The sequence below is a fragment of the Mesopusillimonas faecipullorum genome (assembly GCF_020539505.1).
In the GTDB taxonomy this organism is placed as follows: Bacteria; Pseudomonadota; Gammaproteobacteria; order Burkholderiales; family Burkholderiaceae_B; genus Mesopusillimonas; species Mesopusillimonas faecipullorum.
In genome coordinates, this window is record NZ_JACDXW010000006.1 from 78,815 (window position 1) to 103,999 (window position 25,185).

23 protein-coding genes are annotated in these 25,185 nt (G+C 57.4%); 6 read left to right on the forward strand and 17 right to left on the reverse strand.

The window, feature by feature from the left end; translation table 11 throughout:
* Positions 1–140 precede the first annotated feature (140 nt).
* Together pstS and ppk1 are read right to left on the reverse strand one after the other, a co-directional pair.
* A complete protein-coding gene (pstS, locus tag H0484_RS12105) occupies positions 141–1,184 on the reverse strand; it encodes a phosphate ABC transporter substrate-binding protein PstS (protein ID WP_226954896.1) in 1,044 nt (347 codons plus the stop codon).
* Between the two features lie 142 nt (positions 1,185–1,326).
* Positions 1,327–3,393, reverse strand: a complete 2,067-nt coding sequence (gene ppk1 / locus H0484_RS12110; RefSeq protein ID WP_226954897.1) for a polyphosphate kinase 1 — start codon at positions 3,391–3,393, stop codon at positions 1,327–1,329.
* Positions 3,394–3,566: 173 nt separating this feature from the next.
* Between ppk1 and H0484_RS12115 the strand changes: the two genes are divergently transcribed.
* Positions 3,567–5,093 (forward strand): Ppx/GppA phosphatase family protein, encoded by a 1,527-nt coding sequence (locus tag H0484_RS12115; RefSeq protein WP_226954898.1) that lies wholly within the window; start codon positions 3,567–3,569, stop codon positions 5,091–5,093.
* A gap of 79 nt (positions 5,094–5,172) precedes the next feature.
* Here the strand turns inward: H0484_RS12115 and H0484_RS12120 are convergent, their stop codons facing one another.
* The 5 genes from H0484_RS12120 to H0484_RS12140 all read right to left on the reverse strand — a co-directional run bounded on the left by H0484_RS12120 (position 5,173) and on the right by H0484_RS12140 (position 10,896).
* On the reverse strand, positions 5,173–5,958 hold the full coding sequence (locus tag H0484_RS12120; RefSeq protein WP_226954899.1) for a GNAT family N-acetyltransferase: 786 nt from the start codon (positions 5,956–5,958) through the stop codon (positions 5,173–5,175).
* Positions 5,959–6,024: 66 nt separating this feature from the next.
* Complete coding sequence (gene glmM / locus H0484_RS12125) at positions 6,025–7,368, reverse strand: phosphoglucosamine mutase (RefSeq protein WP_226954900.1); 1,344 nt, start codon at positions 7,366–7,368, stop codon at positions 6,025–6,027.
* Complete coding sequence (gene folP, locus H0484_RS12130) at positions 7,365–8,204, reverse strand: dihydropteroate synthase (protein ID WP_226954901.1); 840 nt, start codon at positions 8,202–8,204, stop codon at positions 7,365–7,367. The genes glmM and folP overlap by 4 nt, the downstream gene beginning before the upstream one ends.
* A gap of 14 nt (positions 8,205–8,218) precedes the next feature.
* On the reverse strand, positions 8,219–10,120 hold the full coding sequence (ftsH, locus tag H0484_RS12135) for an ATP-dependent zinc metalloprotease FtsH (RefSeq protein ID WP_226954902.1): 1,902 nt from the start codon (positions 10,118–10,120) through the stop codon (positions 8,219–8,221).
* Between the two features lie 131 nt (positions 10,121–10,251).
* Positions 10,252–10,896, reverse strand: coding sequence for an RlmE family RNA methyltransferase (locus H0484_RS12140; protein ID WP_226954903.1), 645 nt, complete (start codon positions 10,894–10,896; stop codon positions 10,252–10,254).
* A gap of 17 nt (positions 10,897–10,913) precedes the next feature.
* Here H0484_RS12140 and H0484_RS12145 point away from each other — a divergent pair, with 17 nt between their 5' ends.
* The gene (locus H0484_RS12145) at positions 10,914–11,432 is read left to right on the forward strand and encodes a YhbY family RNA-binding protein (protein WP_226954904.1); all 519 of its coding nucleotides are present in this window, start codon (positions 10,914–10,916) and stop codon (positions 11,430–11,432) included.
* A 110-nt stretch (positions 11,433–11,542) separates the two neighbouring features.
* Here H0484_RS12145 and greA read toward each other — a convergent pair whose 3' ends face one another.
* The 6 genes from greA to cysS all read right to left on the reverse strand — a co-directional run bounded on the left by greA (position 11,543) and on the right by cysS (position 17,815).
* Positions 11,543–12,019, reverse strand: coding sequence for a transcription elongation factor GreA (gene greA / locus H0484_RS12150; protein ID WP_226954905.1), 477 nt, complete (start codon positions 12,017–12,019; stop codon positions 11,543–11,545).
* Positions 12,020–12,321: 302 nt separating this feature from the next.
* Entirely contained in the window at positions 12,322–13,593 is a 1,272-nt protein-coding gene (locus tag H0484_RS12155; RefSeq protein ID WP_226954906.1) for an aspartate kinase, read from the reverse strand.
* 38 nt (positions 13,594–13,631) lie between these two features.
* Positions 13,632–14,651, reverse strand: coding sequence for a tRNA lysidine(34) synthetase TilS (gene tilS / locus H0484_RS12160; protein ID WP_226954907.1), 1,020 nt, complete (start codon positions 14,649–14,651; stop codon positions 13,632–13,634).
* 7 nt (positions 14,652–14,658) lie between these two features.
* The gene (locus H0484_RS12165; protein ID WP_226954908.1) at positions 14,659–15,621 is read right to left on the reverse strand and encodes an acetyl-CoA carboxylase carboxyltransferase subunit alpha; all 963 of its coding nucleotides are present in this window, start codon (positions 15,619–15,621) and stop codon (positions 14,659–14,661) included.
* Positions 15,622–15,707: 86 nt separating this feature from the next.
* Positions 15,708–16,340 carry a DNA-3-methyladenine glycosylase family protein gene (locus H0484_RS12170; RefSeq protein ID WP_226955028.1) on the reverse strand — a complete coding sequence of 211 codons (633 nt, stop codon included), beginning with the start codon at positions 16,338–16,340 and terminating at the stop codon, positions 15,708–15,710.
* Between the two features lie 23 nt (positions 16,341–16,363).
* Complete coding sequence (cysS, locus tag H0484_RS12175) at positions 16,364–17,815, reverse strand: cysteine--tRNA ligase (RefSeq protein WP_226954909.1); 1,452 nt, start codon at positions 17,813–17,815, stop codon at positions 16,364–16,366.
* 134 nt (positions 17,816–17,949) lie between these two features.
* Here cysS and H0484_RS12180 point away from each other — a divergent pair, with 134 nt between their 5' ends.
* The 3 genes from H0484_RS12180 to H0484_RS12190 all read left to right on the forward strand — a co-directional run bounded on the left by H0484_RS12180 (position 17,950) and on the right by H0484_RS12190 (position 20,060).
* A complete protein-coding gene (locus H0484_RS12180) occupies positions 17,950–18,597 on the forward strand; it encodes a hypothetical protein (protein WP_226954910.1) in 648 nt (215 codons plus the stop codon).
* Between the two features lie 163 nt (positions 18,598–18,760).
* Positions 18,761–19,270: a peptidylprolyl isomerase gene (locus tag H0484_RS12185; protein WP_226955029.1), complete on the forward strand. Its 510-nt coding sequence runs from the start codon at positions 18,761–18,763 to the stop codon at positions 19,268–19,270.
* Positions 19,263–20,060, forward strand: coding sequence for a UDP-2,3-diacylglucosamine diphosphatase (locus H0484_RS12190; protein WP_226954911.1), 798 nt, complete (start codon positions 19,263–19,265; stop codon positions 20,058–20,060). The genes H0484_RS12185 and H0484_RS12190 overlap by 8 nt, the downstream gene beginning before the upstream one ends.
* Before the next feature lie 2 nt (positions 20,061–20,062).
* Here the strand turns inward: H0484_RS12190 and H0484_RS12195 are convergent, their stop codons facing one another.
* The 3 genes from H0484_RS12195 to H0484_RS12205 form a co-directional block, all read right to left on the reverse strand.
* Positions 20,063–20,914: an undecaprenyl-diphosphate phosphatase gene (locus H0484_RS12195; RefSeq protein WP_226954912.1), complete on the reverse strand. Its 852-nt coding sequence runs from the start codon at positions 20,912–20,914 to the stop codon at positions 20,063–20,065.
* A 24-nt stretch (positions 20,915–20,938) separates the two neighbouring features.
* Positions 20,939–22,522 carry a TerC family protein gene (locus H0484_RS12200; RefSeq protein ID WP_226954913.1) on the reverse strand — a complete coding sequence of 528 codons (1,584 nt, stop codon included), beginning with the start codon at positions 22,520–22,522 and terminating at the stop codon, positions 20,939–20,941.
* A 91-nt stretch (positions 22,523–22,613) separates the two neighbouring features.
* Positions 22,614–23,405 carry an inositol monophosphatase family protein gene (locus H0484_RS12205; RefSeq protein ID WP_226954914.1) on the reverse strand — a complete coding sequence of 264 codons (792 nt, stop codon included), beginning with the start codon at positions 23,403–23,405 and terminating at the stop codon, positions 22,614–22,616.
* Between the two features lie 60 nt (positions 23,406–23,465).
* On the opposite strand from H0484_RS12205, the gene H0484_RS12210 reads away from it, so the two are divergent.
* On the forward strand, positions 23,466–24,260 hold the full coding sequence (locus tag H0484_RS12210; RefSeq protein ID WP_226954915.1) for an RNA methyltransferase: 795 nt from the start codon (positions 23,466–23,468) through the stop codon (positions 24,258–24,260).
* A gap of 16 nt (positions 24,261–24,276) precedes the next feature.
* Here H0484_RS12210 and H0484_RS12215 read toward each other — a convergent pair whose 3' ends face one another.
* On the reverse strand, positions 24,277–25,077 hold the full coding sequence (locus tag H0484_RS12215; RefSeq protein WP_226954916.1) for a mechanosensitive ion channel family protein: 801 nt from the start codon (positions 25,075–25,077) through the stop codon (positions 24,277–24,279).
* Positions 25,078–25,185: the final 108 nt, after the last annotated feature.

Here is a 25,185-nt window from a genome sequence, read left to right on the forward strand (position 1 = left end):
ACTGGTGCTGCCTGGATGGCAGGTGCCCGTATTGTAATAGTGCAAGCCTGCCCGTTCCGGAGCCACACCGGGGCGCGACAAACCGCCGCGCCCCGGTGTGGCTCAAGCGGGCCTGCTCAAGACAGGCCCGAGTGTAGCAATTACTTCCACACAGCGGCGCCGTCAGCCGCCTTGATTTCGCTCTTCCAAGCGTTTTGCACTTGCTGGACAACCGTCTCGGGCATAGGCACGTAGTCGAGTTCAGCAGCCATCTTGGCGCCGTTCTTGAAAGCCCAGTCGAAGAAGCTCAGGACTGCCTTGCCATTTTCAGGCTTGGCTTGCGTCTTGTGCACCAGGATGAAGGAAGCTGCCGTCACAGGCCAGGATGCATCACCCGGCTCGTTGGTCAGCACAACACCCATGCCAGGAGCACTGTTCCAGTCGGCGTTAGCAGCAGCGGCTGCGAATGCTTCCTGGGAAGGCTGGACGAACTTGCCGGCCTGGTTCTGCAACTGCGTCCAAGCCAGGTTGTTCTGCTTGGCGTAGGCGTACTCTACGTAGCCGACGGAGTTTTTCAACTGACGGACATAAGCGGCCACGCCGTCGTTGCCCTTGCCGCCCTGGCCGGTGGGCCACTTGACAGCTTTGCCTTCGCCGACTTTTTCTTTCCAGTCAGCGGAGACTTTGGACAGATAGTTGGTCCAGCCGAAGGTCGTGCCCGAACCGTCCGAGCGGTGAACGACGATGATGTCAGCGGCGGGCAGGGTCAGGCCGGGGTTGAGGTCGGCGATAGCCTTGTCATTCCACTTCTTGACTTTACCCAGGAAAATGTCGGCCAGCACAGCGCCGGACAGCTTGAGTTCGCCAGGTTTAATACCGTCGATATTCACGACAGGCACCGTGCCGCCGATGATGGCGGGGAACTGCAGAAGCTTGCTTTCTTCAAGCGCTTCAGCCTTCATGGGATCGTCGGAAGCACCGAAATCAACCGTCTTGGCGATGATTTGCTGTTGACCGCCGCCCGAACCAATGGATTGGTAGTTGACGCGGTTACCGGTTTCCTGATGGTATTGGGCAGCCCACTTAGCGTAGATGGGATAAGGGAAGGAGGCACCGGCACCGGTGATATCGGCAGCCTGGGTTGCCAGGGCGACGGTACCCAACGCCAGACCCAGGGAAACTCGCAAAATGGCACGTTTGAACATCAGGTCATCCTCTTGATGATTGGACAAATCAGGCAGATGTTGCCTGCACGAACTGAATGTTAAACAAGCAATATGACAGGTTCGTTACACTGCATTCCTTAGGCAATAATATTTTTCGCAGCGCAGCAATTCGTGGTTTTCCCTAGCCTTGCATAAGCATTTTTTGCATATTGCAAGGGGCTCCGCGAGCCTTCACCTTAACGTAGTTGCCGTCACCCAAGCCCCGCCAGGCAAGCTGGTTATCGCGCAGCGCAATCAAGAAAGATTCGCGAATGACGCGTTTTTTGAGCACTGGGTCTAACACAGGGAAACCCAACTCTACCCTTCGGAAAAAATTACGATCCATCCAGTCGGCCGAGGACAGATAAACCTTCTCTTCGCCGTCGGCATAAAAGTAGAAAACACGAGAGTGCTCTAGGAAGCGCCCCACAATCGAGCGCACCCGAATATTGCTGGACAAACCCTGAACGCCCGGCCGCAAGGCGCAGGCACCCCGCACGACAAGGTCAATACGAACTCCGGCCCGACTGGCAATGTAGAGTTCGTGGATGACGGTGGGCTCGAGCAGGGAATTCATCTTGGCCATAATGCGCGCCTTTTTGCCGGCACGCGCATGCTCGGCCTCGGCACGAATCATGGCCACCATTCCGTCGTGCAAGGTGAAAGGCGACTGTAAGAGCAATTTGAGTGGGCGCCTTGCCCCCAGGCCCGTCAACAAAGAAAACACCTTATCCATGTCTTCACACATGACACGATGGGCTGTCAGCAAGCCAAAGTCGGTGTAAAGCCGGGCCGTGCGAGGGTGATAATTGCCTGTTCCAAGGTGCCCGTAGCGACGTATCTTGCCTTTTTCTCGGCGCAGCACAAGGGCCATTTTGGCGTGGGTTTTGTGCCCAACTACACCATAACTGACGTGCGCACCGACTTCTTCTAGCTGAGCAGCCCAATTAATGTTGGTTTGTTCGTCGAAACGCGCCATCAGTTCAACGATGACAGTCACCTCTTTACCCGCGCGCGCGGCAGCCAGTAACAGACTCATCAACTTGGAATCTTCACCGGTACGGTAAATGGTTTGCTTGATGGCAACGACGTTGGGGTCGGCAGCCGCAGCCGTCAAAAAGCTGAGCACCGGGTCGAAAGACTGATAAGGGTGATGCAACAGATGATCTTTTTCGGCGATGGCGGCAAAGAGTGCCGCAGGATCGTCGCTGACTTCGTCGAAGGGCGCCGGCAAACGCGGAACATAAGCAGGGAACAGCAAGTCGGGGCGATCGGTGACGTTGCACAAATGCATTAGCCGCGACAAATTAGCCGGGCCGTCGACGCGATAGGTATCTTGAGGGGCGAGCGAAAACTCTTTTTGCAGATACTGCACCAAAGACTCGGAAATGTGCGCATCGACTTCGAGTCGAACCGCAGCACCGAAATTACGCTGAGAAAGCTCACCCTGCAGCGCCTGACGCAAATTTGTGATTTCTTCTTCGTCTACGTACAGGTCACTGTTACGGGTAACCCGCCACTGATAGCAGCCCCGCACTTCCATGCCGGGGAAAAGCTCGCCGACAAAACGCTTAATAAGGGTAGTGAGCAGGATGTAGCCATGCGGCACACCGGAGACCTCAGGCGGCATGGGCATCACCCTCGGAAGCGCCCTAGGCGCTTGAACAATGGCGATGGAGGATCGACGACCAAAAGCGTCTTCACCGGAAAGAGACGCGATGAAGCTCAAGCTTTTGTTGTAAACCCGAGGGAAGGGATGTGCTGGATCCAGCCCTATGGGCGTCAACATGGGCATGATTTCAGTCGCAAACACCGATGCCGCCCAGGCCAACTGCTCCTCGTTCAGGACATCGTCGTACAACACAATGCCTTCGGCTTGCAGCGCGGGTAGCAAAACGCCATTCAGCAACCCATATTGACGCTCGACGAGGTCATGGATGGATAACTGAAGTAGCTCGAACACTTGGGCAGGCGTGAAACCGTCGCTGCCCAGCACATGTGGCTGGCGTGCCAATTGTTCTTTCAGACTGGCAATGCGTATCTCGAAAAACTCGTCGAGATTCGAGTTCACTATGCAGAGATAACGCAAGCGCTCTAGCAACGGTGTGCTGGCTTGTTCCGCCATAAAAAGGACGCGCTCGTTGAATTTGAGCAGCGATAGCTCTCGGTTGATGAGCAAGGGGGTGTCCGGTGGCAGAACCTGGGGCATGATAGCTACAAAAAAAAGGAACCAGATTTTTACTACTGTTTTATTTCAATATCATGACATTACGACGTCATTCCGACAATATGGTTGCAAATGCCGCCGTATTGAACGTCAAGTTCAGCAGAGCCGCCTAACACCCGTATAATCCGGCACAGACCACATGAGCGACGCGCCACATGGATTATCTACTCGCAGCTGTCGACCTGGGCTCCAACAGCTTTCGCCTGACCATCGCCCGAGTCGTGCAACACAACGGGCACGCCCAGATCTACGCCATCGACAGGCTCAAAGACGCCGTACAGTTGGCGGCCGGGCTGACCCCGCATAAAACCTTGGATGAAGCCGCTGTCGAGCGTGCCATCGCCGTGCTGAAACGCTATGGTGAGCGTCTTGAAGGCTTCAATCCCAGCCGGGTACGTGCGGTGGCTACCAACACCTTCCGGGTGGCAAAAGATACCGGCCCCATCCTGGCTCGAGCCGAAGCCGCTCTAGGCTTCCCCATAGAAGTCATCTCAGGCCAAGAAGAAGCACGCCTGATTTATTCGGGCGTCAGCAGCGAACTCCCTCCTTCAGGCAACCATCGTTTGGTCATAGATATCGGCGGTGGCTCTACCGAAGTCATTTTGGGTAAAGGCCATCAGCCCATACACCTGGCATCGCTCCCCATGGGCTGTGTCAGCTACACCAAACAGTTTTTCCCCGATGGCCGTATCACTGCCCAGCGTATGGGCAAGGCTCGTCTGGCCGCACGACGCGAACTGGAAAGTATTTCTGATACCTATCGCCATCTGGGCTGGGAACAAGCCTATGGTTCGTCGGGCACTGCCAAAGGCTTGCTCGCCATGCTGGCGGAAGGCGGGATGTCTAGCCGCGGCATCACTGTGGAAGGCATGGAGGCCTTGCAAAAGCGCCTGGTATCCGATGGCCGCGTCATCATGGAGCACCTGCCAGGCATTAAGCCGGCGCGCGCCGGCGTGCTCTCAGGCGGCTTGGCGATTATGATGGCAGCCTTCGAAGAACTCAAAATAGACTTCATGCTGCCCGGTGAGGGCGCTCTGCGTGCCGGCGTGCTGTACGACCTGCTGGGCCGCCGCTCTGAGCACGATAAGCGTGAAGAAACCGTACAGCTGATGCTGCAGCGCTACGACATCGACGCGCAACAAGCGCAGCGCGTCCATACCATTGCCATGCAGCTGTTTCGCTCCATGAAACTTGAAGGCGAAGACGTCGAAGAGCTGGAGCGCACCCTTAGCTGGGCGGCTCGCCTGCACGAAGTCGGGCTTTCCATTACCAGCGCCAACTATCATTTGCATAGCGCGTATATCCTCGGCCATGCCGATATGCCGGGTTTTTCCAACGACGACCAAAAGCTGCTGGCCTGGTTTGCCAGCGGCCACCAAGGCAAGGTGGTACGTGCCAGCAGTCCTCGCCCAGAGCCGTCACGCGCCCAATGGCTGACCCTGCTGTGTCTGCGCTTGGCTGTCCTGTTATGCCGCCGTCGTGAGCAACCCGCCACCCTGCCGATTCAACTGCATCACGATGGCCATTCGCTTTCCATTCTGGCGGATGCTCAATGGCTGGATACCCATGCCCTTTCCGAATACTCTTTACGCGCAGAAGCTAAGGAGTGGCGCAAGGCTGAGTTCAGGGTGGAGCTGGTAGAGGCCCCCATCAAGCCTGTCGCCATACGTGAATCCAGCTAAATTTTCATGATGGCTTCGGGCAGAAAAATGGCGCTTTAATGAAAGCGCCATTTTTTATGGGTGGATATACCGCCGCGTGTTAATCAAGCCCAAAGTGGCGCCTGTAGCGGGGCTCGACTTGCTGAATATCGAGCAACACAGGGAAGTCGGCCGTGTTGAAATCCGGGTCCCAGGCGGGCTCGCCGCAGATGCTGGCACCCAGCTTCAGATAGCCCTTGATGAGTGGCGGCACGCGCGCGGGGAGTTCGCTATCTAGGCGCTCGACAGGATAACGATGCCGCGGCGTAACCAGCGCAGCGCTGTCTTTAGCCTGAGCCATATTCTTTTGCGCAACGCGCCAGACCTCGGCGGCGGTTACACCGTCATCGCGCAAGCTGACACTGGCGCAGCCCAACACGTAGCGGAACCCACCCTGTTGCATCAGGGCTGCGATTCCCGACCACAACAGCATGATGACCGAGCCCTGACGGAAATCGGGATGTATGCATGAGCGACCGACTTCGGCCAATACAGGACGCAACTCGTCGAGCGCAGAAATATCGAACTCGGACTCGGAGTAATAGCCTCCGGCCTTGATCGCATTTGCAGGCGTCAGCAACCGATAAGTACCCACGATATTGCCGGTACTAAGATCTTTGACCATGAAATGCTCGCACCACGGATCAAACCGATCAGCATCAAGGCCGTCTACAGCATCCGGAAACACGACATTCATCTCTTTGGTGAAGATGTCGTATCGCAAACGCTGAATCGCCTCGAGTTCTGTGTTGGTGCGGGCCAAGCCAAGCACCAAACCAGATTCATCCGACTGGGCCCAGCCAGTGTTGATCCCGTCTCGGGCCTTTACGCGTGCAAGCTCTAGCATAGATTACGCTCCACTAGTTATGCTGCCATTATGCACTGGGATTGTTGCAGGTTTTTGATACTTACGTTACCGCGTTGTCAAATCTACTGCAACCAATTCCCTGACACTTTGTTCGGCAAGCCCGGCATCTTCCGCCTCGACCATCAAGCGCAGCTTGGGCTCGGTGCCCGAAGCTCGTATCAATACCCTACCGGTATTACCCAAGCGCGCTTCGACTTGGCGCACAGCAGCTTGCAGCCCTGGGTGCGTGCTCCAGTCTGTGCCTGGCAGCAAGGGGACATTGACCATTTGTTGGGGATACATGCTGAGTTCGCTTAACTGCTCTGAGAGCGTCAGACCACTGCGGCGCAGCCCTGTCAGCACTTGCAACGCAGCAATAACGCCGTCTCCGGTGCTGTGGCAATCGAGACACAATAAGTGCCCGGAGCTTTCTCCTCCCAACAGCCAGCCATGTTTACGCAAGGCTTCCAGCACGTAGCGGTCGCCGACTTTGGCACGCTCAAAGGCAATGCCCATCTCACGCATGCGGCGCTCAAAGCCAAAATTTGTCATCAGCGTGCCGGCCACCCCGGCCACCGGGGATTGCTGGTGTCGTTGCATGACGATGGCATACAACAGCTCGTCCCCGTTATAGACACGCCCCGTTGCATCGACCATGATGAGCCGGTCCGCATCTCCGTCCAGCGCTATACCGATATCCGCACCGAGTTCCTGCACCTGCTGTGCCAAGCCCTCGGGGTGCAAAGCGCCTACATTTTCGTTGATGTTCAAACCATCGGGACGGCAGCCAATTTCGTGCACCTCGGCACCCAGTTCGCGGAACACATGCGGGGCAACCTGATAGGCGGCACCATGTGCGGCGTCTACCACGATGGACATGCCGGCAAGATCCAGTTCGTTGGGGAAAGTGCTTTTGCAGAACTCCACGTATCGGCCAGCCGCATCGTTGACGCGTCGAGCCCGACCCAGCGCCTCGGAGGACACGCAACCCAAAGGATCATCAAGCGCGGCCTCGATCTCGGACTCAAGCTCGTCGGGCAGTTTCATGCCTTCAGCAGAAAAAAACTTGATACCGTTGTCGTAGTACGGATTGTGGGAAGCGCTGATGACTATGCCTGCAGTCAAGCGAAAGGCACGCGTCAAGTACGCTACGGCAGGCGTGGGAATGGGCCCCGCCAACAGAACATCGACACCGGCTGCCGATAAACCTGCTTCGAGCGCGGATTCCAGCATATAACCAGACAGGCGGGTGTCTTTACCTATCAATACTGCCGCACGCCCTTTTCCGCCATGACGCTGAGACAACACGCGCCCCGCTGCATAACCCAAACGCAGGGCAAATTCGGGATTGATGACGGCGCCGCCGACCTCTCCTCGAACGCCGTCTGTCCCAAAATACTTACGTGTCATTCACTCACTCCTTGTTTAACCGCTTGCCAGACGGCAACGGCATCCCTGGTGGCCGCGACGTCGTGCACACGCACGATCGCGGCTCCCGCATCAACGCCAGCCAAGGCAGCAGCCAAGCTGCCGGCCAGGCGGTCTTGCGGCTCACGCCCAGTGACGTGACCGATCATGGTTTTACGGGACACACCCACCAACCAGGGATAATCGTCGAAATATAGCTCAGGCAACCGCCTTAATAAAGTGTAATTATGAGCAGCTGTTTTACCAAAGCCAAAGCCTGGATCTTGCACTATGCGTGTTGCCGCCACACCGGCACGCAAAAGCCGGTCTGTGCGCTGTCGCAGAAACTCACGCACCTCTGCTACGACATCGTCGTAATGAGGCTTGTGCTGCATAGTGCGGGGCTCGCCTTTCATATGCATGACGCATAAGGCGCAAGGCTTGTCGGCAACCGCCTGAATCGAGGCTTGATCCTCAAAGCCGGCGATGTCGTTAATCATGTCGACATCGAGTTCCAGCACACCACGCATGACATCGGGCTTGCAGGTATCAACGGATAGAGGAATGCCGGTATCGCGCAAGGCTTCCAGCACCGGCTGTAATCTAGCCAACTCGTCCTTGCCATTGACCGCTTCGGAACCCGGTCGAGTGGATTCACCACCCACGTCGAGAATATCGACGCCTTCGGCAATTAACTGACGCGCATGCGCCAGCGCCTGGTCTACCTCTGTGTAACGGCCGCCGTCGGAAAAAGAATCGGGTGTGACATTAAGCACACCCATGATAAGAGGCCTATCGAGCGAAAGCTCGAATCGGCCGCATTGCAATATTCGCGCCATACCAACCCGAAAAATCAGACAGGCGTGGTCGCCGTGTTGCCGCCATCGACAGAAGAAACGCCTGCCGCTGGGGGAGCCTGATCGGGCGAGCTGCCACCGGAATCTATGTCTTTAGGCGGACGCGGTGGGCGCCCGTCCATAATGTCTTCGATCTGGTCTGCGTCTATGGTTTCCCATTCGAGCAAGGCCTTGGCCATGGCTTCCATTTTGTCGCGGTTATCTTCGATCAAGCGACGTGCTACGCCATATTGTTCGTCGATGATGTTGCGAATTTCCTGGTCCACCTTTTGCATGGTGGCTTCGGAAACATGGGTGGTTTTGGTGACGCTACGCCCCAAGAACACTTCGCCTTCGTTCTCGGCATAAACCACGGGGCCAAGAGTGTCCGTCATGCCATAACGCGTAACAATGTCGCGCGCAATGGCAGTGGCTCGTTCGAAGTCGTTGGAGGCGCCGGTCGTCATTTGGTTCATGAAGACTTCTTCGGCAATACGCCCACCAAACAGCACGGCAATGGTGTTGAGCAAGCGCTCTTTATCCATACTGTAGCGATCGCCCTCGGGCAACTGCATGGTGACCCCCAAAGCGCGGCCACGGGGAATGATCGTGACCTTGTGAACCGGGTCGGTCTTGGGCAAGCAGCGCGCCACCAGGGCATGCCCAGCCTCGTGGAAGGCGGTATTGCGGCGCTCTTCTTCGGGCATAACCATCGTGCGGCGCTCGGCACCCATGATGATTTTGTCCTTTGCCTTTTCGAAGTCGCTCATGTCTACCGTACGGCCATTGCGGCGGGCGGCAAACAGAGCGGCTTCGTTGACCAGGTTGGCCAGATCGGCGCCAGAGAAGCCGGGTGTACCGCGCGCCAAAATGTGCGGATCAACGTTGGGCGACAAAGGCACCTTGCGCATGTGCACCTTGAGGATCTGCTCGCGACCACGGATGTCGGGCAAAGACACCACCACTTGGCGGTCGAAACGGCCTGGACGCAACAAAGCGGGATCCAGTACGTCGGGACGGTTGGTAGCCGCCACGACCAACACACCCTGGCCGGTTTCGAAACCGTCCATCTCTACCAGCATTTGGTTGAGTGTTTGCTCGCGCTCGTCGTTGCCACCGCCCAAACCGGCGCCACGCTGGCGCCCCACCGCATCGATTTCGTCGATGAAAATAATGCAAGGTGCGTGTTTCTTGGCGTTCTCGAACATGTCGCGAACACGGGCTGCGCCCACACCCACGAACATTTCTACGAAGTCGGAGCCGGAAATACTGAAAAATGGCACTTTGGCTTCGCCGGCTATGGCTTTGGCCAGCAAAGTCTTACCCGTACCGGGCGAGCCTACCAACAATACACCGCGTGGAATACGGCCACCCAGACGTTGGAACTTGGAGGGGTCGCGCAAGAAGTCGACCAGTTCTTTGACGTCTTCTTTGGCTTCGTCGCAACCAGCGACATCGGCAAAAGTGATGTTGTTGGTGTTTTCATCCAGCATGCGCGCACGAGACTTGCCGAAGCTGAATGCCCCACCCTTGCCGCCGCCCTGCATTTGACGCATGAAAAAGATCCAGACGCCGATAAGCAGCAGCATCGGGAACCAGGAGATGAAGATGCTGGTCAGGAAGGACGGCTCTTCGCGCGCCTTGCCGGAAACCTCTACACCGGCCTTGACCAATTCCGGCACCATCCAGAGGTCTCCGGGCGACGTAATACTGTACGGACGCCCGGCATCGGGCGTAACGAACAGTTTGTCGCCCTGGATATCGACCTTGCGGACACGGCCAGCCTGGGCATCTGCCATAAACTGGGTGTAAGTAACGGCATCAGTTGTGGCGGCACGGCCGTCAAACTGTTTGAAGACCGTAAATAACACCAGAGCAATCACCATCCAAATGGCGATCTTGGAAAACGAGTTGTTCAAAGCCAACCTCCTAGTATCTCGGCACCCCGCCGCCCTCGCCCGCGAAAACGGTGGCAAAACGGGTACTTTCCCTGATTCTACCGCGATCGCGGACAGCTTGCGTCATATAAGGTTTTTCAATTCACTGCAAGCTACTCAATGCTTGACTTCAAGCCTCTTCCGACCAGAAAGGTTTCGGACGATTGATGACGCGACGCCTTGGGCTTGCGCTCTACGACTCGTTCGAAAACGCCCTTGAAAGCCTTGACGATTTGGGAGAACCCGCTGCCGTGGAAAGACTTGACGATGAGCGCCCCTTCGGGCTTAAGATGCTGCTGGGCAAACTCGAGTGCCAGCTCGCAAACATGCTGGATGCGAGCCGCATCAGCAGCCTCTACCCCAGACAAGTTGGGGGCCATATCAGAAACCACAAGGTCCAGACGCTGATCTCCGACGATTTGTTGCAACTGAGCAAGCACCTCGTCTTCACGAAAGTCGCCCTGAATGAAGGTGACGTCAGGCAAGGCTTCCATAGGCAGCATGTCTAGCGCAACGATGCGCCCTTGAACCTTGCCATCAGCATCTTTCATGCGTTCGCGCAGCACTTGGGACCAACTACCAGGCGTAGCGCCCAAATCGACCACAAATTGGCCTGGACGCAGCAGTTTTTCGGTGTCTAGAATTTCCATCAGCTTGAAAGCTGCACGCGCACGGTAGCCCTTTTGTTGCGCCATTTTCACATAAGGGTCCTGAATATGCTGGTGAATCCAGTTTTTAGAAAATTTTTTCTTGGCCATTACCGTACAATTCCGCTATGCCTGCTATCGAACTTACTACCCAAGAGCGAAGCGCCCAACGCGCCGCCGCCCACCCCCTTCACCCTGTCGTCATTATTGGCGCCCGTGGCCTGACGCCTGCCGTCCTGAAGGAGATCAACGTCCACCTGGACGCCCATCAACTGATAAAAATCAAGGTGGCCGGGCACGAACGTGACGACCGCCAAGCTATGCTGGTCACGATTTGCGACCAACTATCGTGTGCCCCGATTCATCACCTGGGCAAAACACTGATCGTTTATCGCCCCAAGGCTGAGGCCGCGCCGGCTGCGGAAACCACCCGTGCGGTAAGGGCTCCCAACGCGCCTCATATCCCTAAGAAACAAGCGGCAACCGGTGCCACCGCACCTGCAAAACGCCCTCGCCGGCCCGCAGAGGGCCCAGCAACAGCACGCCCCACACGCAAACCGGCCGCTGCAGGTGCGGGCCACAGGGTTCCGCGCAAGGCAGGCAGTGCGCTCAGCTTGCGCGCACGCAATCGCGCACGCCAAAAATAAAATCAAAAAAACCGCCCAAGCCAGCCTGGGCGGTATATTTTACATGGCCTTAGATGCAGGCCACACATCTCTTAGCCTGCCCCTGATACGGCGCAAGCTATTCACCCGCTTTAAACGTAGCTAATACCCAGAATTTCGTATTCGCGCACACCTGCAGGGGCTTTGACCTCGACAACATCACCGACAGCACGTCCAATAAGGGCTCGTGCCACGGGGCTGGAGATCGAAATACGGTTAGAGCGGATGTCGGCTTCGACATCGCCCACGATCTGGTAGCTAAGGCGTTGACCCGATTCCAGCTCTTCGATTTCAACGGTCGCGCCAAACACAATGCTGCCCTCCACCTCTAGTTCGGCGGGGGTGATGATTTGGGCATTGGAGAGTGTACCTTCGAGCTCTTGAATACGCCCTTCGACGAAACCCTGGCGTTCGCGCGCAGCATCGTACTCGGCGTTCTCGGACAGATCACCTTGCGCCCGCGCTTCGGCGATGGCCTCGATGATGGCAGGCCGCTCGACGGTCTTGAGCCTGTGCAGTTCTTGTTGCAGGCGCTCAGCGCCGCTTGCTGTCAACGGTATCGCGGACATGGTCGTTCCTACTAAAAGTAAAAAGACGCTCCGGTGACGGAGCGCCCCATGATGACAATCCGCCCGGTTGGCATAGCCAGGCAGATCTTTATGAAGTGTGAATTGTCTTGCCGGCGCAGCGTGTATCAGGCTAAACAGCTCATGCGGGCTTTTTAAAGCCTTTGTCCTTGAGCCTGCTTCAGGCTTATAGGCCTAGCGCCAAAGTAAAACCCCGGCTTCCTGGAAACCGGGGAGACACCCTATTGTCGGCAATGTTGGACGAATTTGCAAGCCCTTGGAGCTTGCAAATTCATCAGGCCGGATTATTGGGCGGGGAAGGCCGGCGTCTCGCCGTCCAGGCCAAAAGCCTTATGCAAGGCACGCACCGCCAATTCCATGTACTTGTCATTCAGGATGACGGAGGTTTTGATCTCGCTGGTGCTGATCATCTGGATATTGATGCCTTCTTCGCTTAGCGTACGGAACATCAGGCTGGCCACGCCAACATGGCTGCGCATGCCGATACCAACAATGGAAACCTTGCAGACTTTTTCGTCAGCCACTACCTCTTGAGCACCCACGGCGGGAGCGATCTGTTTTTGCAGCAAGTCGGAGGTGCGCTTGAAGTCGTTGCGATTGACGGTGAACGAAAAGTCAGTGGTGCCACGCACCGACTGGTTCTGCACAATCATGTCGACATCGATGTTGGCTGCCGCCACGGGGCCCAGAATGGAATAGGCCACACCCGGGGTGTCGGGAACGCCCAGCAAAGTCAACTTGGCTTCATCACGGCTGAAGGCGATGCCGGATACGACAGCGGATTCCATGTTTTTATCTTCCTCGAAAGTAATAAGCGTGCCCGAAGTCATTTCCTGTTCGAGCGAACCGGCAGGGTCGGTCAGCGACGACAACACCCGCACTGGCACATGGTACTTGCCCGCGAACTCGACGGAGCGGATCTGCAAGACCTTGGAACCCAGTGAGGCCATCTCCAGCATTTCTTCGAACGACAGCACTTTCAGGCGACGAGCCTCGGGCACCACGCGCGGGTCGGTCGTGTAGACGCCATCGACGTCAGTGTAAATAAGACATTCTGTCGCTTTCAGTGCTGCGGCGATGGCCACAGCGGAAGTGTCGGAGCCACCACGACCCAGGGTGGTGATATGGCCTTCGTCATCCACGCCTTGGAAGCCGGTAACGACCACCACGCGACCAGCATCGAGATCGGCTTGAACGCGTGCACTATCGATATTGGTGATACGTGCTTTGGTGTAAGCAGAGTCGGTGTGCACCGCTACTTGCCAGCCCGCGTAGCTGCGTGCCTCGATACCCTGCTTTTGCAAAGCCAAAGCCAGCAACGCGCTGCTGGCTTGTTCGCCGGTGGCAGCCAACATGTCCAGTTCGCGGCCGTCGGGCAGGTCGGAAATTTCCTTGGCCAGGCCCAGCAGGCGGTTGGTTTCTCCAGCCATTGCGGACGGCACGACGACGACCTGGTGACCCGCAGCGTGCCACTTGGCCACCCGTTTTGCGACATTCTGAATGCGCTCTACCGAGCCCATCGACGTGCCACCATACTTATGAACAAATAGGGACATGATGCGTCCTGTGTAAGTTGATCGAACAGCAAAACCGTTTATTGTAGCGTGTTTGAAGACACAAGCAGCATGCGCCCCTTTACACAAGCGATGACCCAACCGTCATGCTTTAACTGCAGGCTTCTGTCATGACCCAAGGCGTGCAGTTGGCGCATTTGCCGCATCAACTCACGCAGGCGCGCGTCTGACGGCATGCGTAAGCCTGCCTGCGCCAACCAATGCCGCAACACCTGTGCCTGGCGCGGCGGCGACAGGGCGCGCCAATCAGCCAAGGAAAATGACAGCCTGTCTTCAGAAGGCTGCAAGCCCGCAAAATCCTGGGCCGCCACTTCGGTCAACAAGTCGGCCAGCTCGGCGCTTTGACGCGCATGGCGAGCCAGTATCGCCTGCCAACCGGGCCAACGCTCGTCCAGGTGCGGCGTCAGGCGGCCCCGCAATGCACCACGGGTGTAATCTTCTTGGATATTGGTCGGGTCTTGCACGGCTTCCCAGCCGTGCTGCTGGACATAGCGCTGAGCGCAGGCCAGGATAAGCTTGCGTGGCACCCCCAGCCAGGGGCGCAAAAAAGGCATGCCTTCGCGTTCGCTGATGGCTCGCATAGCGGCAAGCCCCTCAGGACCGGCGCCCCTTAGCAAACGCATCAACACGGTCTCTGCTTGATCATCTTGATGATGCGCCAGCAACACGCCATCCAATCCAAGACCGCGACTCATCTCAATCAAGGCCTTGTAACGGGCAGTGCGAGCGGCCGACTCGATCCCGTCACCATGGGAAAAATCAACCGTCACTTGTGTTTCTTGCCAGCCCGCACCCAAGCGTTGCGCGAGATCGCGGGCGCGGTCCCGCCACCGCCCGGCGGCCTCTTGCAAGCCGTGATGCACATGCAGACAATGAAGATCAAGGCCGTGACGCTGGGCATAGGCAGCCGCATGCACGGCAAGCATGGCGGAATCGGCGCCGCCACTGAGCGCCACCCCCAGCCGACGGCAATGGGGTAGCCAGCGCATCGCCGGAGCCAACGCTGCCGCCAATTGCGGGTCGAGGTCTGACCCGTTCATACCTGACTTAGGCCGCGTCTTGGAAACGACCGTAGGACAACAAGCGCTCGAGACGTCGCTCTAGCAGCTGTTGAGTGCTAAGGCCGGCCACGTCACGCAGAGCATCGGTGAGCGCACGCTCAAGCTGGCGCGCCATGGTGCCGGGGTCGCGATGCGCCCCGCCTATGGGTTCGTTGACCACGCGATCGATAAGCCCGAACTCTTTGAGTTTGGGCGCCGTGATGGCAAGCGCTTCTGCCGCCACAGGGGCTTTATCTGCGCTACGCCAAAGAATGGAAGCGCAGCCCTCGGGCGAAATGACGGCGTAAGTCGCATACTGCAACATCATCACCGCATCGCCTACCGCAATGGCTAACGCGCCCCCGGAGCCGCCTTCACCAATAATGGTGGAGATAATGGGGACTTTCAGTTCAGCCATGGCGTACAGATTGTGGCCGATGGCTTCGGATTGACCACGCTCTTCTGCACCAATGCCAGGATAGGCGCCCGGCGTGTCAACGAAGGTGAAGATGGGGAGCTGGAATTTCTCGGCCAGTCGCATTAAGCGCAGCGCCTTGCGATAGCCCTCTGGGCGCGGCATGCCAAAGTTGCGCATGGCACGCTCTTTGGTGTCGCGACCTTTTTGATGGCCGATAACCATGCAGGGTTGGCCATTGAAACGCGCCATGCCGCCCACGATGGATTGGTCGTCCGCATACATGCGGTCGCCATGCAATTCGTGGAAATCCGTGAAGATCTCCCGCACGTAATCCATGGTGTAGGGCCGCTGGGGATGGCGGGCCACCAATGCGGTCTGCCAAGGCGTAAGCTTGGCATAAATATTTTTGGCCAGCGTCTGGCTTTTCAATTGCAGCCGGCCCACTTCGTCAGAGATATCGACTGCCGAGTCGGCCTGCACGAAGCGCAACTGTTCGATTTTCGCTTCGAGCTCGGCCAACGGCTGTTCAAATTCTAGGAAGGTATTACGCATAGGAAGGTGCCTGATCCGGAACTGGCTGATTTTAATGGACAAATGCAAGTTTGGGCCGATGACTTGAATACCACCGGCTGAGCATATTACTTGCCTGATGGCGCAGCAAGGCTGCGCCAGAGATACCAAGTGGCGACCGTACGCCAAGGCGCCCAGGCCTGGGCCACCTCTCGGGCCTCGAAGCGCGATACGGGCTCACCACTGAAATAGTGTAGCGAAATTGCTTTAAGCAGACCTGCGTCGTCCAGAGGCAGGACATCGGGCCGCCCAAGGCTGAAGATAAGAAACATCTCGGCCGTCCAGCGCCCTATGCCTCGCAACTGGCACAGTTCGGCGATGATGGCTTCGTCATCCATCTCTTGCCAGGCAGAAGGCCGCAAGCGCTTTTCAGCAAACGCAGAGGCCAGACCAACGATGTATTCGCCCTTGCGCCGTGAAACACCTAGTTCGCGCAACTGCTCGGGCGTCATCTCGGCGATTTTGGCCGGTGCGGGCCTACGCCCACAAGCACCCACGAAGCGCGCCCATATGGCATTGGCGGAAGCCGTGGACACTTGCTGACTGACGATAGCACGAGCCAGGCTCATGAAAGGCGTAGAGGCGGGTTCGAGGATGTCTTGGGCATGGCGGGGAATCAGGCGGCGCAGGATGCGGTCACGCCGCATCAACTGGGCCGAGGCCTCATCCCAATAGCCGGGTCGCAGGTCGGAAGACGTTATTGCTTGACTCATGGCGCCTTCCATTAAACACGACGCCATTGCGTCTGCCCACCTGGGCGGTCTTCAAGCTCGACACCTGCTTCACGCAACTGGGCACGCAGCGCATCAGCGCGAGCAAAGTCGCGCTCGGCCTTGGCTTGGATACGTTCGGCCACCAACGCCTCGATGGCTGCGGTATCCAAGCCGGCTTGGGTACTGCTACCGAGGTAGCGGGTGGGAGACTGCATATAAGCGACAGGATCGGCTTGCAGTAAGCCCAACACGCCGCCCAGCGCCCGCAACAAGCCAGCTTGCTCGCTGGAGCCCGTTTTATGCGTTTCAGAGGCCAGGTCGAACAACACGGCAACAGCACCCGCCGTATTGAAATCGTCATCCATGGCCGCTTTGAAAGCCTGCGCGGCAGGATGCGCCCAATCTATGGATACCGATGCCGGTGCCACATTCAGCAAAGCCTGATAAAGCCTATCTAGAGCCTGTTGCGCATCGCGCAAATTATCGGGCGCGTAGTTCTGCGCACTGCGGTAATGGTTGCGCACAATGAAAAAGCGCAGCATCTCGGCTTCACGCAGATTGACCTCATAAGCGGCTCGCTCGTTTTCGAGCGATGCCGGGGCCGAGATGGTTTGGCGTATCGTGCGGAAATTACCCAAGGATTTGGACATTTTCTCGGCGTCTACCATGAGCGGGCCGCAATGCATCCAGATATTGGCCAATGCCCCCCCGAACGCGCCTTCGGTTTGCGCGATTTCGTTCTCGTGATGAGGAAACTTAAGGTCGGGACCACCGCCATGAATATCCAGAGGCAGGCCCAGCAAAGCTTCGCTCATGGCGGAGCATTCGATATGCCAACCAGGACGGCCAAAACCGTAGGGGGAGGCCCACTTGGTGTCCTCGGGCTCTTCGGGCTTGGCGGACTTCCATAGAACAAAGTCCAGCGGGTCTCGTTTACCTTCAGCCACGGCAACGCGCTCGCCGGCGCGCAGGTCGTCTAGTGTTTTGCCAGACAGTTTGCCGTAACCAGGAAACCGGCGTACCGCATAGTTAACGTCGCCATCAGGCGCACGATAGGCCAAGCCTTTATCTTCCAGCATGCCGATGATGTCCAGCATACGCCCCACGTGCGCGGTGGCACGTGGCTCGGCCGACGGGGGCTCGACGCTGAGCGCCTGCTCGTCAGCATGCATGGCGGCAATGTAAAACTCGGTCACTTGCGCGATGGGGCGATGGGTTTCGACAGCGCGACGAATGATCTTGTCATCGATATCGGTGATGTTGCGCACGTACTCGACACCATAGCCGCTGGCCTTAAGCCAACGTTGTATGACATCGAAGCCGACCAGCATCCTGGCGTGCCCAAGATGGCAATAATCGTAGACGGTCATGCCGCATACATACATGCGCACGCGCGCGGGATCCTGAGGCCGAAAGGGCTCTTTGGCTCGGGAAAGAGTGTTATAAATGTGCAGTGTGCTCATTTCCTGACGCACGGGCTCGAGGCTAAAATGGCAATCGATTAGTATAGCAAGCCTCATCCGTATGGCATGAACCGCCCTCGTTTACGGCGTCTTGCCTGGGCTTTACCGCCATTTTTCTCTCCACAGGTTCGCTCGTGTCCGCATTTTTTCGTTACTTTGCATCGCTGTGTTTGGCTTTGGTTTTGCCCTATGCGCAGGCCCAATCCGTGCCATCGCAAGTGCTTTTTGATGATCCCCCACCCGCAGAAGGCGGCTGGAAAGGCCTTGCACACCTGCTTGAGGCCATGGAACCCGGCACTGATACCGCCTTGCCCCTTAGCCCCAGCCAAATCAGCGAACGTATTTCCGATATGCTGAACGACGGCCAAAGCGCCGAAGCCCTCAAGGTGATAGAAAAGTACGAGAACATACGTGGCGCCTCGCCCGAGGCCCTGGGCACTGACGTGCAGCTTATGTTCCAAAAAGGCCGCGCATTGTCGGCAATCGGTCGTAACGACGAGGCCATTGCACTGTATCGCGACATGACAGTGCGCTTCCCCGAGCTTCCCGAACCCTGGAATAACCTGGCGGCCGAGTACGTCAAAAAGAACCAGCTTGACTTGGCACGCGACGCCTTGCTGATGTCTTTATCCATTTCACCAAGCTATGCGGCAGCGCGCATTAACCTTGGGCGTGTTTACCTGATGCTGGCGCGCGAGTCTTTCAGTTTGGCGGTCGACCAGGGTCAACCCCAGGCTCGCGACACCGTCACGCGCATCGACGCTATTCTGCAACCCCGTTGAACCTTGATTTCCGAACCCCATGACATGCACTGATATGACCAGCCGCAAGCCGTCGCCCATGCGGCGCGCTTGTCTGGCTGCCCTGACCGGCCTTGCCATGCTGGCCGCCTGCTCTCAGCAGGCCACTCCTAACACTTCCACTTCTTCGACAGGTGAAACCGCAATGACTACTTCCCCCCGCGTCCAACTCCAGACCAACCACGGCACCATCGTGCTCGAACTCGATGCCGTCAAAGCGCCCAAAACCACGGCCAATTTTCTCGAGTATGTGAATGACGGTTTTTTCAACGGCACGGTCTTTCACCGCGTCATTAACAACTTCATGGTGCAAGGCGGCGGCTTCGAGCCAGGCATGAAACAAAAGCCCACCAAAGCGGCCATCGACAACGAAGCCGACAACGGCCTCAAGAACGACCGTTACACCATCGCCATGGCCCGCACCAGCGACCCTCATTCCGCTACGGCCCAGTTCTTCATCAACGTCAATGACAACGACTTCCTGAACTTCACTGCGCCCACCCCCAATGGCTGGGGCTATGCCGTGTTCGGCAAGGTCGTGGAAGGCACTGAAGTGGTCGACAAGATCAAGAGCGTAAAAACCGGCAGCAAGGGCTTCCACCAAGACGTGCCTGCTGAAGACGTCGTTATCGAATCCGCCAGCGTCGTTGAGTAAACTGGTTTTAAGCGGCACCACCTGGATAGCCGCTGACATCCACCTGGGGCCGCAAGGCCCCGCGACTGCTTCGCACTTTTACGACTTTCTACGACAAGCCGAACAAGAGTGCGACACCTTGATTCTCTGCGGAGACATCTTCCACGTTTGGGTGGGAGACGATCAAACTCATTCGCCCGAACCCTGGTTGGCTTCAGCCATCCAGGCTCTGCGGGGTTTTTCTAGCAAGAAACCCTTGTACTTGATGCGAGGCAATCGCGATTTTTTGCTGGGCGAGGCGTTTGCAGCCAGTGTCGGTGCCACCTTGCTACCAGACGAGCTGCATATTGTTTCGCCCGCTGGTGAGTTCTGGCTGACCCATGGCGACGAGCTTTGCCTGGACGACCAGGCATATCAACGCTTTCGGCGCATCGTACGTAAGCCGTGGGTGCAAGGTCTATTTCTGGCTTCCCCCTTGGCTTGGCGACGCGGCATTGCCAACTACTTTCGCCAACGCAGCCGTCAGGCCGGGCGCTACAAAAACAGCGTGATTACTGATGTCAGCCCGCAGGCTTGGCACGACCTACTGACGCGTCAAGGCCTGTCGGTGCTGGTGCATGGGCACACGCACCGGCCTTCGATTCATCACAATACGACAGACGGTCTGCACCGCATCGTATTACCTGACTGGGAATTCGACCACAGCAAGCCCACGCGCAGCGGCTGGTTGAGCGTAGACGATAGCGGTCTGACCCTAAGGTACGCGGACGCGGCCGAGCATTTTACCCAGCCCGCAGAAGGCGGCTTGTAGGCCTAACGCGCCAACAACCAGATCAGCAATACCCCGCCCAGGGCGATGCGATACCAGGCAAACGGTCGGTAGGTACGTTTGGAGACAAAACGCAGTACCGCGCGCACGACCACCAAGGCGCTCAGAAACGCAGCGACGAAACCGATGGCAATGGCACCTGCTTGATCACTGGACAGCGCAGAGCCATGTTTGTAGAGATCATAAACCGTGGCAGCCAGCATGGTGGGCATGGCCAGAAAGAATGAAAACTCGGTGGCTGTCTTGCGCTGGATACCTGCCATCATACCGCCGATGATGGTGGCCCCGGAACGCGAAGTGCCGGGCACCATAGCCAGACACTGCGCCAGCCCCACTGCCAGCGCTTGGCGCCAACTGATCTCTTCGAGGCGATGCGCAGTGGCACGTTGGCCACTGACTGTCTCGTTACTATCTTTAGCGTAACCGGGGCGGCGCTCTACCCAGAGCATGATCAGCCCACCAATCACCAGGGTAAATACGAAAACCATAGGCTGGTTGTACAGCACTTGCTTGATGTACTGGATGATGAGCATGCCCACCACGACCGCCGGCATAAACGCGATAAGCAGATTACGGCAAAACAATAGCTCGTCGCGCTTTCCTGTAAACACGCCATGCACCAGCTGCCACAGACGTTGACGGAACAACCAGATAACCGCCAAGATGGAGCCAAACTGGATGACCACCTCGAATACCTTGTGATCGTCGGAAGAAAAATTCAACCATTCGCCCACGATCAGCAGATGCGCAGTACTCGAGACCGGGATGAACTCCGTCAAGCCCTCTAGAACACCTAGTATCAAGGCCTTCAGGTAATACACTACCGTTGCTTCCATGAGTTTCCTTATGCCGACCAGGCGTCAATCTGCCTGACCGTTTTCATCTTCGCCGTCCAGGTGCAAGCGACGCTCAATCTCTACAGAGGCGATACGCCTGCCCTCAAGTTGCTTTACCGTAAAGAGGAAGGTGGCATGCGGCTGAACAAGTTCGCAGCTGTCATCAATGGCGGGTAGATGACCGAAGCGTTCGAGCAAATAGCCCGCCATGGTGGAATAGCCTTCTTCCTCATCCACCAAACCGTCGGTGTTAAGCACTTGCTCAAGGTGATGCAAGTCTGCCCCGCCATCGACACGCCAGTGATGCTCATCCAAAACCACGATGTCGGGAGTTTCGTCTTCGTCGGGGAACTCTCCGGCAATTGCCTCGAAGACATCTATGGGCGTCACAATACCCTCGATGGCACCGAACTCGTCCGCGACCAGCACCAGTTGACCTCGGGCGCGCTTGAGCGTTTCCATGACGTGCAGGATTTCGACAGAGTCAGGCACAATGATGGGATCACGTAGACGCGAAAGACGTATGGCCCCGTGGGTGATCAGGTCGGCGATCATTTCCTTGGCGCGGCCTATGCCTATAACGTCATCCAGCGACCCGCGGCAAACAGGGAAAAAGCTGTGTGGCGCCTTGGTGATCTTCTGGCGCAAGGCTTGTGGGTCATCATCAAGATTGAGCCAGCTAACGTCGTTGCGCGGCGTCATGACCGAATGAATGCTGCGATCCGCCAAGGTCAGTACACCACTGACCATATTGCGCTCTGTATCGCCAAAAACTTCTTGATCCGCCTCAACAGTACCGGTGGCAGTCGCGGGCTCGGAAGCAGCCAGAGGTCGCTTACCCAGCATACGCATAATGCCCTCGGCAGTGCGCTCACGCATGGGGCGGCGAGCCTCTACCTTACGCATATTGCGTCTGGCGACCTGGTTCAGCGCCTCGATCAGCACCGAGAAGCCGATGGCCGCATACAGATAACCCTTGGGCACATGGAAGCCGAAGCCTTCCGCCACCAACGAAAAACCTATCATCAATAGGAAACACAGACACAGCACGACGACCGTGGGGTGTGCATTGACGAATTTGGTGAGCGGCTTGGAGGCAAACAGCATGACCCCCATGGCGATGATCACTGCGGCCATCATGATAGGCAAGTGCTCAACCATCCCCACCGCCGTTACGACGGCATCAATGGAAAAGACCGCATCCAGGATGACGATCTGCGTGACGATAAGGCCGAAACTGGCGTGCAACCTGTCGCCGGATCCATGCTGAGTGCGGCCTTCTATGCGCTCGTGTAGTTCAAGCGTGCCCTTGAACAGCAGGAAAAAGCCGCCAATGATGAGAATGAGATCGCGCCCTGAAAATGACAATGGCCCGAGAAAAACGATGGGCGCTGTCAGCTTGATAAGCCAGGACATCACCGTGAGCAGCCCCAAGCGCATGACAAGCGCCAAAGACAAGCCCATTATGCGCGCCCGGTCGCGTAGCTTGGGCGGCAGTTTTTCGACGAGAATCGCGATGAAGATGAGGTTGTCTATCCCCAATACGACTTCGAGGACAATAAGCGTAAACAACCCCACCCAAGCGGAGGGTTCCATCAGCCACTCCATGAGCTGGGCTCCTTGGAGAAGGCGGGAACAATAGCGGTATATGGGACGCGCTGTGCCTGCGCGCCCGTACTAGGCTCTTCGTCCATAGGTATCAAGACTGAAAATAGCCCAACATCTGGGCGAGTATCTTGGGGCTGCCGGCCAACACTTGGCCAGACCTCAGCCAATCTTGTTCGCCGCTGAAGTCAGTGACAAGCCCACCGGCTTCAACCACCAGCAAGGTACCGGCGGCTAAATCCCAGGCCTTGAGGTTGGTGCCACAAAAGCCGTCAAAACGACCGCAGGCCACATAAGCCAGATCGAGCACGCAAGCGCCGATGCGCCGGGCGCTTGCGCAGTCGGACAGCATTTGGCCGAACGCGGTAGAGGTGGTGACTGTGCTGGCTGAACCGGGCACATGGGCCCCCACCAAGGCATCGTGATAGCGCGCCAGACCCGAAACCCGGATACGACGGTCGTTCAGGAAAGCGCCCGCACCGCGACTGGCAGTGAACAACTCGTTGCGGCTGGGGTCGTAAATGACCGCCTGATCGGCCTGACCTTTGTGCAACAAAGCGATGGATACGGCATACGCCGGAAAACCGTGGATGAAATTCGTGGTGCCGTCTAGGGGGTCAATCACCCACTGGTATTCGGGCACCTCTGTACCCTGCTGACCAGGCGCTTCGTGAACACCTGATTCTTCGCCCAAGAAAGCATGGTCGGGGTAAGCCGTACGCAGGACATCGATGATGGTTGCCTCGACCGCCTGATCGACTTCCGTGACATAATCGCGGGGGCCTTTACGGGCGACTTGCAGCCGCTCCAGATCTAGGCTGGCACGGTTGATAATGGTGCCGGCGCGGCGGGCCGCCTTGACGGCGGTATTAAGCATGGGGTGCATACGGTTCCGTGAAAAACAATGGCTAGCCCTATTTTAAATGACGTAGCGCATAATCCCGAAATGAGCGACAAAGTCACACATCAGTTTGAAAATATTTTGTTCATCATGCACCGCCCCAGCCATCCTGGCAATGTCGGTGCAGCGGCGCGCGCCATCAAAACCATGGGCTTTAAGTACTTGGCTTTGGTCCAGCCCCGCGACCCTGATGTACTAGCACATCCCGAGGCCATCGCATTGGCCAGCGGTGCCACGGATGTGCTGGAGCAAGCACAATGCTTCGAGACCCTGTCCGACGCTCTGGCCTCTACCACGCTGGCATTGGCACTAACCGCCAGACCACGCGACCTGGGTCCTCCCAGCTGCGACATTCGCCAGGCCGCCACCCTGAGCCACGCCCATTTGTGCAGCAACACGAGCAATCGTGTCGCCATCATCTTGGGCACCGAGCGCACCGGGCTGGCAAATGAGGATATCGCATTATGCCAACGCGTGTGTCATATTCCGGCCAACCCTGAATACAGCTCTTTGAATGTCGCCCAGGCCCTGCAGCTAGCCGCCTGGGAACTACGCTATGCGCTGATCACGCCGGACGCCGCCCCCGCATTGCCGGAAACAGGCAAGGCGGAAACACCTGCCGGCAGTTTGCCAGCCAGCCATCAGCAAGTCCAAGACCTGATTCAACATTGGGAACAAGCTTTGATTGCTGTGGATTTTCTAGACCCAGCTCATCCCAAAAAGTTGATGCTACGCATGCGCCATCTGCTTAGCCGCAGCGACCTGACTCGCGACGAGACCGACATGCTGCGTGGGGTTTGCACCGCCATGATCAAGACGGCTGGCGCTACACCTAACTGAATAGGCGTAGCGGTTTCTAGGCACTGGCCGGGGGTTCCGACCTGGGCAATCTGAGCCCGGCTTCACATAGGGCTTGGGGCGCGTCGCGCTGCAACTCGTTGAGCAAGGCGCCATAATTGGCCGACAGCGCCCAAACACGCAAACCCAATACGCTGGTATCCAAGCGATGCTCTACCACCCAAGCGTCGGGTGCCGGGTTTTCCAGTGCGTTAGGCTGTCGCTGGGCGAGTGTGAGCAAGGCGTTCAGGCCGGCCTTGAGGTCTTCTTGATACATGACCACCACCCGCACCTCGGCCCGGCGAGTACCGTTACGACTAAGATTGATAATCGGGTTACCCCATACCAAACTGTTGGGCAAGGTGATGCTGGTTCCGTCGGCTTGGCGCAATTTGCACAGAAACAGGCCCACCTCTTCTACGGTGCCATCCGCCTTACCTACAATGGAAATGCTTTCACCGGTGCGCAAAGGCCGCAGCACCAGCAACATGATGCCGGCAGCAATGTTTTGCAGTGTATTTTGCAAAGCCAGGCCAACAGCCAAGCCGGCCGCGCCCAACATGGCAATAATACTGGTGGTTTGCACGCCAAGACGCGCCAGCGCCGCCACGATGGCTACGATGCGTATAGCCCAGACCGCCACCGAAAGCGCCATGGGCAACACGGTAGGATCCAACGCTTGGGAACGCTGAGCCACACGGCGCACCATGCGTGCCACGATATGCGAGGCCACCCACCCGCCCAGCATGATCATTGCTGCAACAAGTAAGTCGAGCGCCAAGCGCTCGATGTAAGGAAGCCATATCAACCAGTCAATCATCTGATGTTTCCGCTTTTTGAAACTGGCACTGGCTGAAGTTTAGCCAGCCTGCCAGGGGTCGCAGCGGACCTTAATTGCCACAATATCATTCTTACCTCGGTTAAATCC

Coding starts and splice junctions, on each gene's coding strand:
- pstS (WP_226954896.1), bottom strand. CDS start 1,184: ATGTTCAAACGTGCCATTTTGCGAGTTTCCCTGGGTCTGGCGTTGGGT.
- ppk1 (WP_226954897.1), bottom strand. CDS start 3,393: ATGCCCCAGGTTCTGCCACCGGACACCCCCTTGCTCATCAACCGAGAG.
- H0484_RS12115 (WP_226954898.1), top strand. CDS start 3,567: ATGGATTATCTACTCGCAGCTGTCGACCTGGGCTCCAACAGCTTTCGC.
- H0484_RS12120 (WP_226954899.1), bottom strand. CDS start 5,958: ATGCTAGAGCTTGCACGCGTAAAGGCCCGAGACGGGATCAACACTGGC.
- glmM (WP_226954900.1), bottom strand. CDS start 7,368: ATGACACGTAAGTATTTTGGGACAGACGGCGTTCGAGGAGAGGTCGGC.
- folP (WP_226954901.1), bottom strand. CDS start 8,204: ATGGCGCGAATATTGCAATGCGGCCGATTCGAGCTTTCGCTCGATAGG.
- H0484_RS12140 (WP_226954903.1), bottom strand. CDS start 10,896: ATGGCCAAGAAAAAATTTTCTAAAAACTGGATTCACCAGCATATTCAG.
- H0484_RS12145 (WP_226954904.1), top strand. CDS start 10,914: ATGCCTGCTATCGAACTTACTACCCAAGAGCGAAGCGCCCAACGCGCC.
- greA (WP_226954905.1), bottom strand. CDS start 12,019: ATGTCCGCGATACCGTTGACAGCAAGCGGCGCTGAGCGCCTGCAACAA.
- H0484_RS12155 (WP_226954906.1), bottom strand. CDS start 13,593: ATGTCCCTATTTGTTCATAAGTATGGTGGCACGTCGATGGGCTCGGTA.
- tilS (WP_226954907.1), bottom strand. CDS start 14,651: ATGAACGGGTCAGACCTCGACCCGCAATTGGCGGCAGCGTTGGCTCCG.
- H0484_RS12165 (WP_226954908.1), bottom strand. CDS start 15,621: ATGCGTAATACCTTCCTAGAATTTGAACAGCCGTTGGCCGAGCTCGAA.
- cysS (WP_226954909.1), bottom strand. CDS start 17,815: ATGAGCACACTGCACATTTATAACACTCTTTCCCGAGCCAAAGAGCCC.
- H0484_RS12185 (WP_226955029.1), top strand. CDS start 18,761: ATGACTACTTCCCCCCGCGTCCAACTCCAGACCAACCACGGCACCATC.
- H0484_RS12195 (WP_226954912.1), bottom strand. CDS start 20,914: ATGGAAGCAACGGTAGTGTATTACCTGAAGGCCTTGATACTAGGTGTT.
- H0484_RS12200 (WP_226954913.1), bottom strand. CDS start 22,522: ATGGAGTGGCTGATGGAACCCTCCGCTTGGGTGGGGTTGTTTACGCTT.
- H0484_RS12205 (WP_226954914.1), bottom strand. CDS start 23,405: ATGCACCCCATGCTTAATACCGCCGTCAAGGCGGCCCGCCGCGCCGGC.
- H0484_RS12210 (WP_226954915.1), top strand. CDS start 23,466: ATGAGCGACAAAGTCACACATCAGTTTGAAAATATTTTGTTCATCATG.
- H0484_RS12215 (WP_226954916.1), bottom strand. CDS start 25,077: ATGATTGACTGGTTGATATGGCTTCCTTACATCGAGCGCTTGGCGCTC.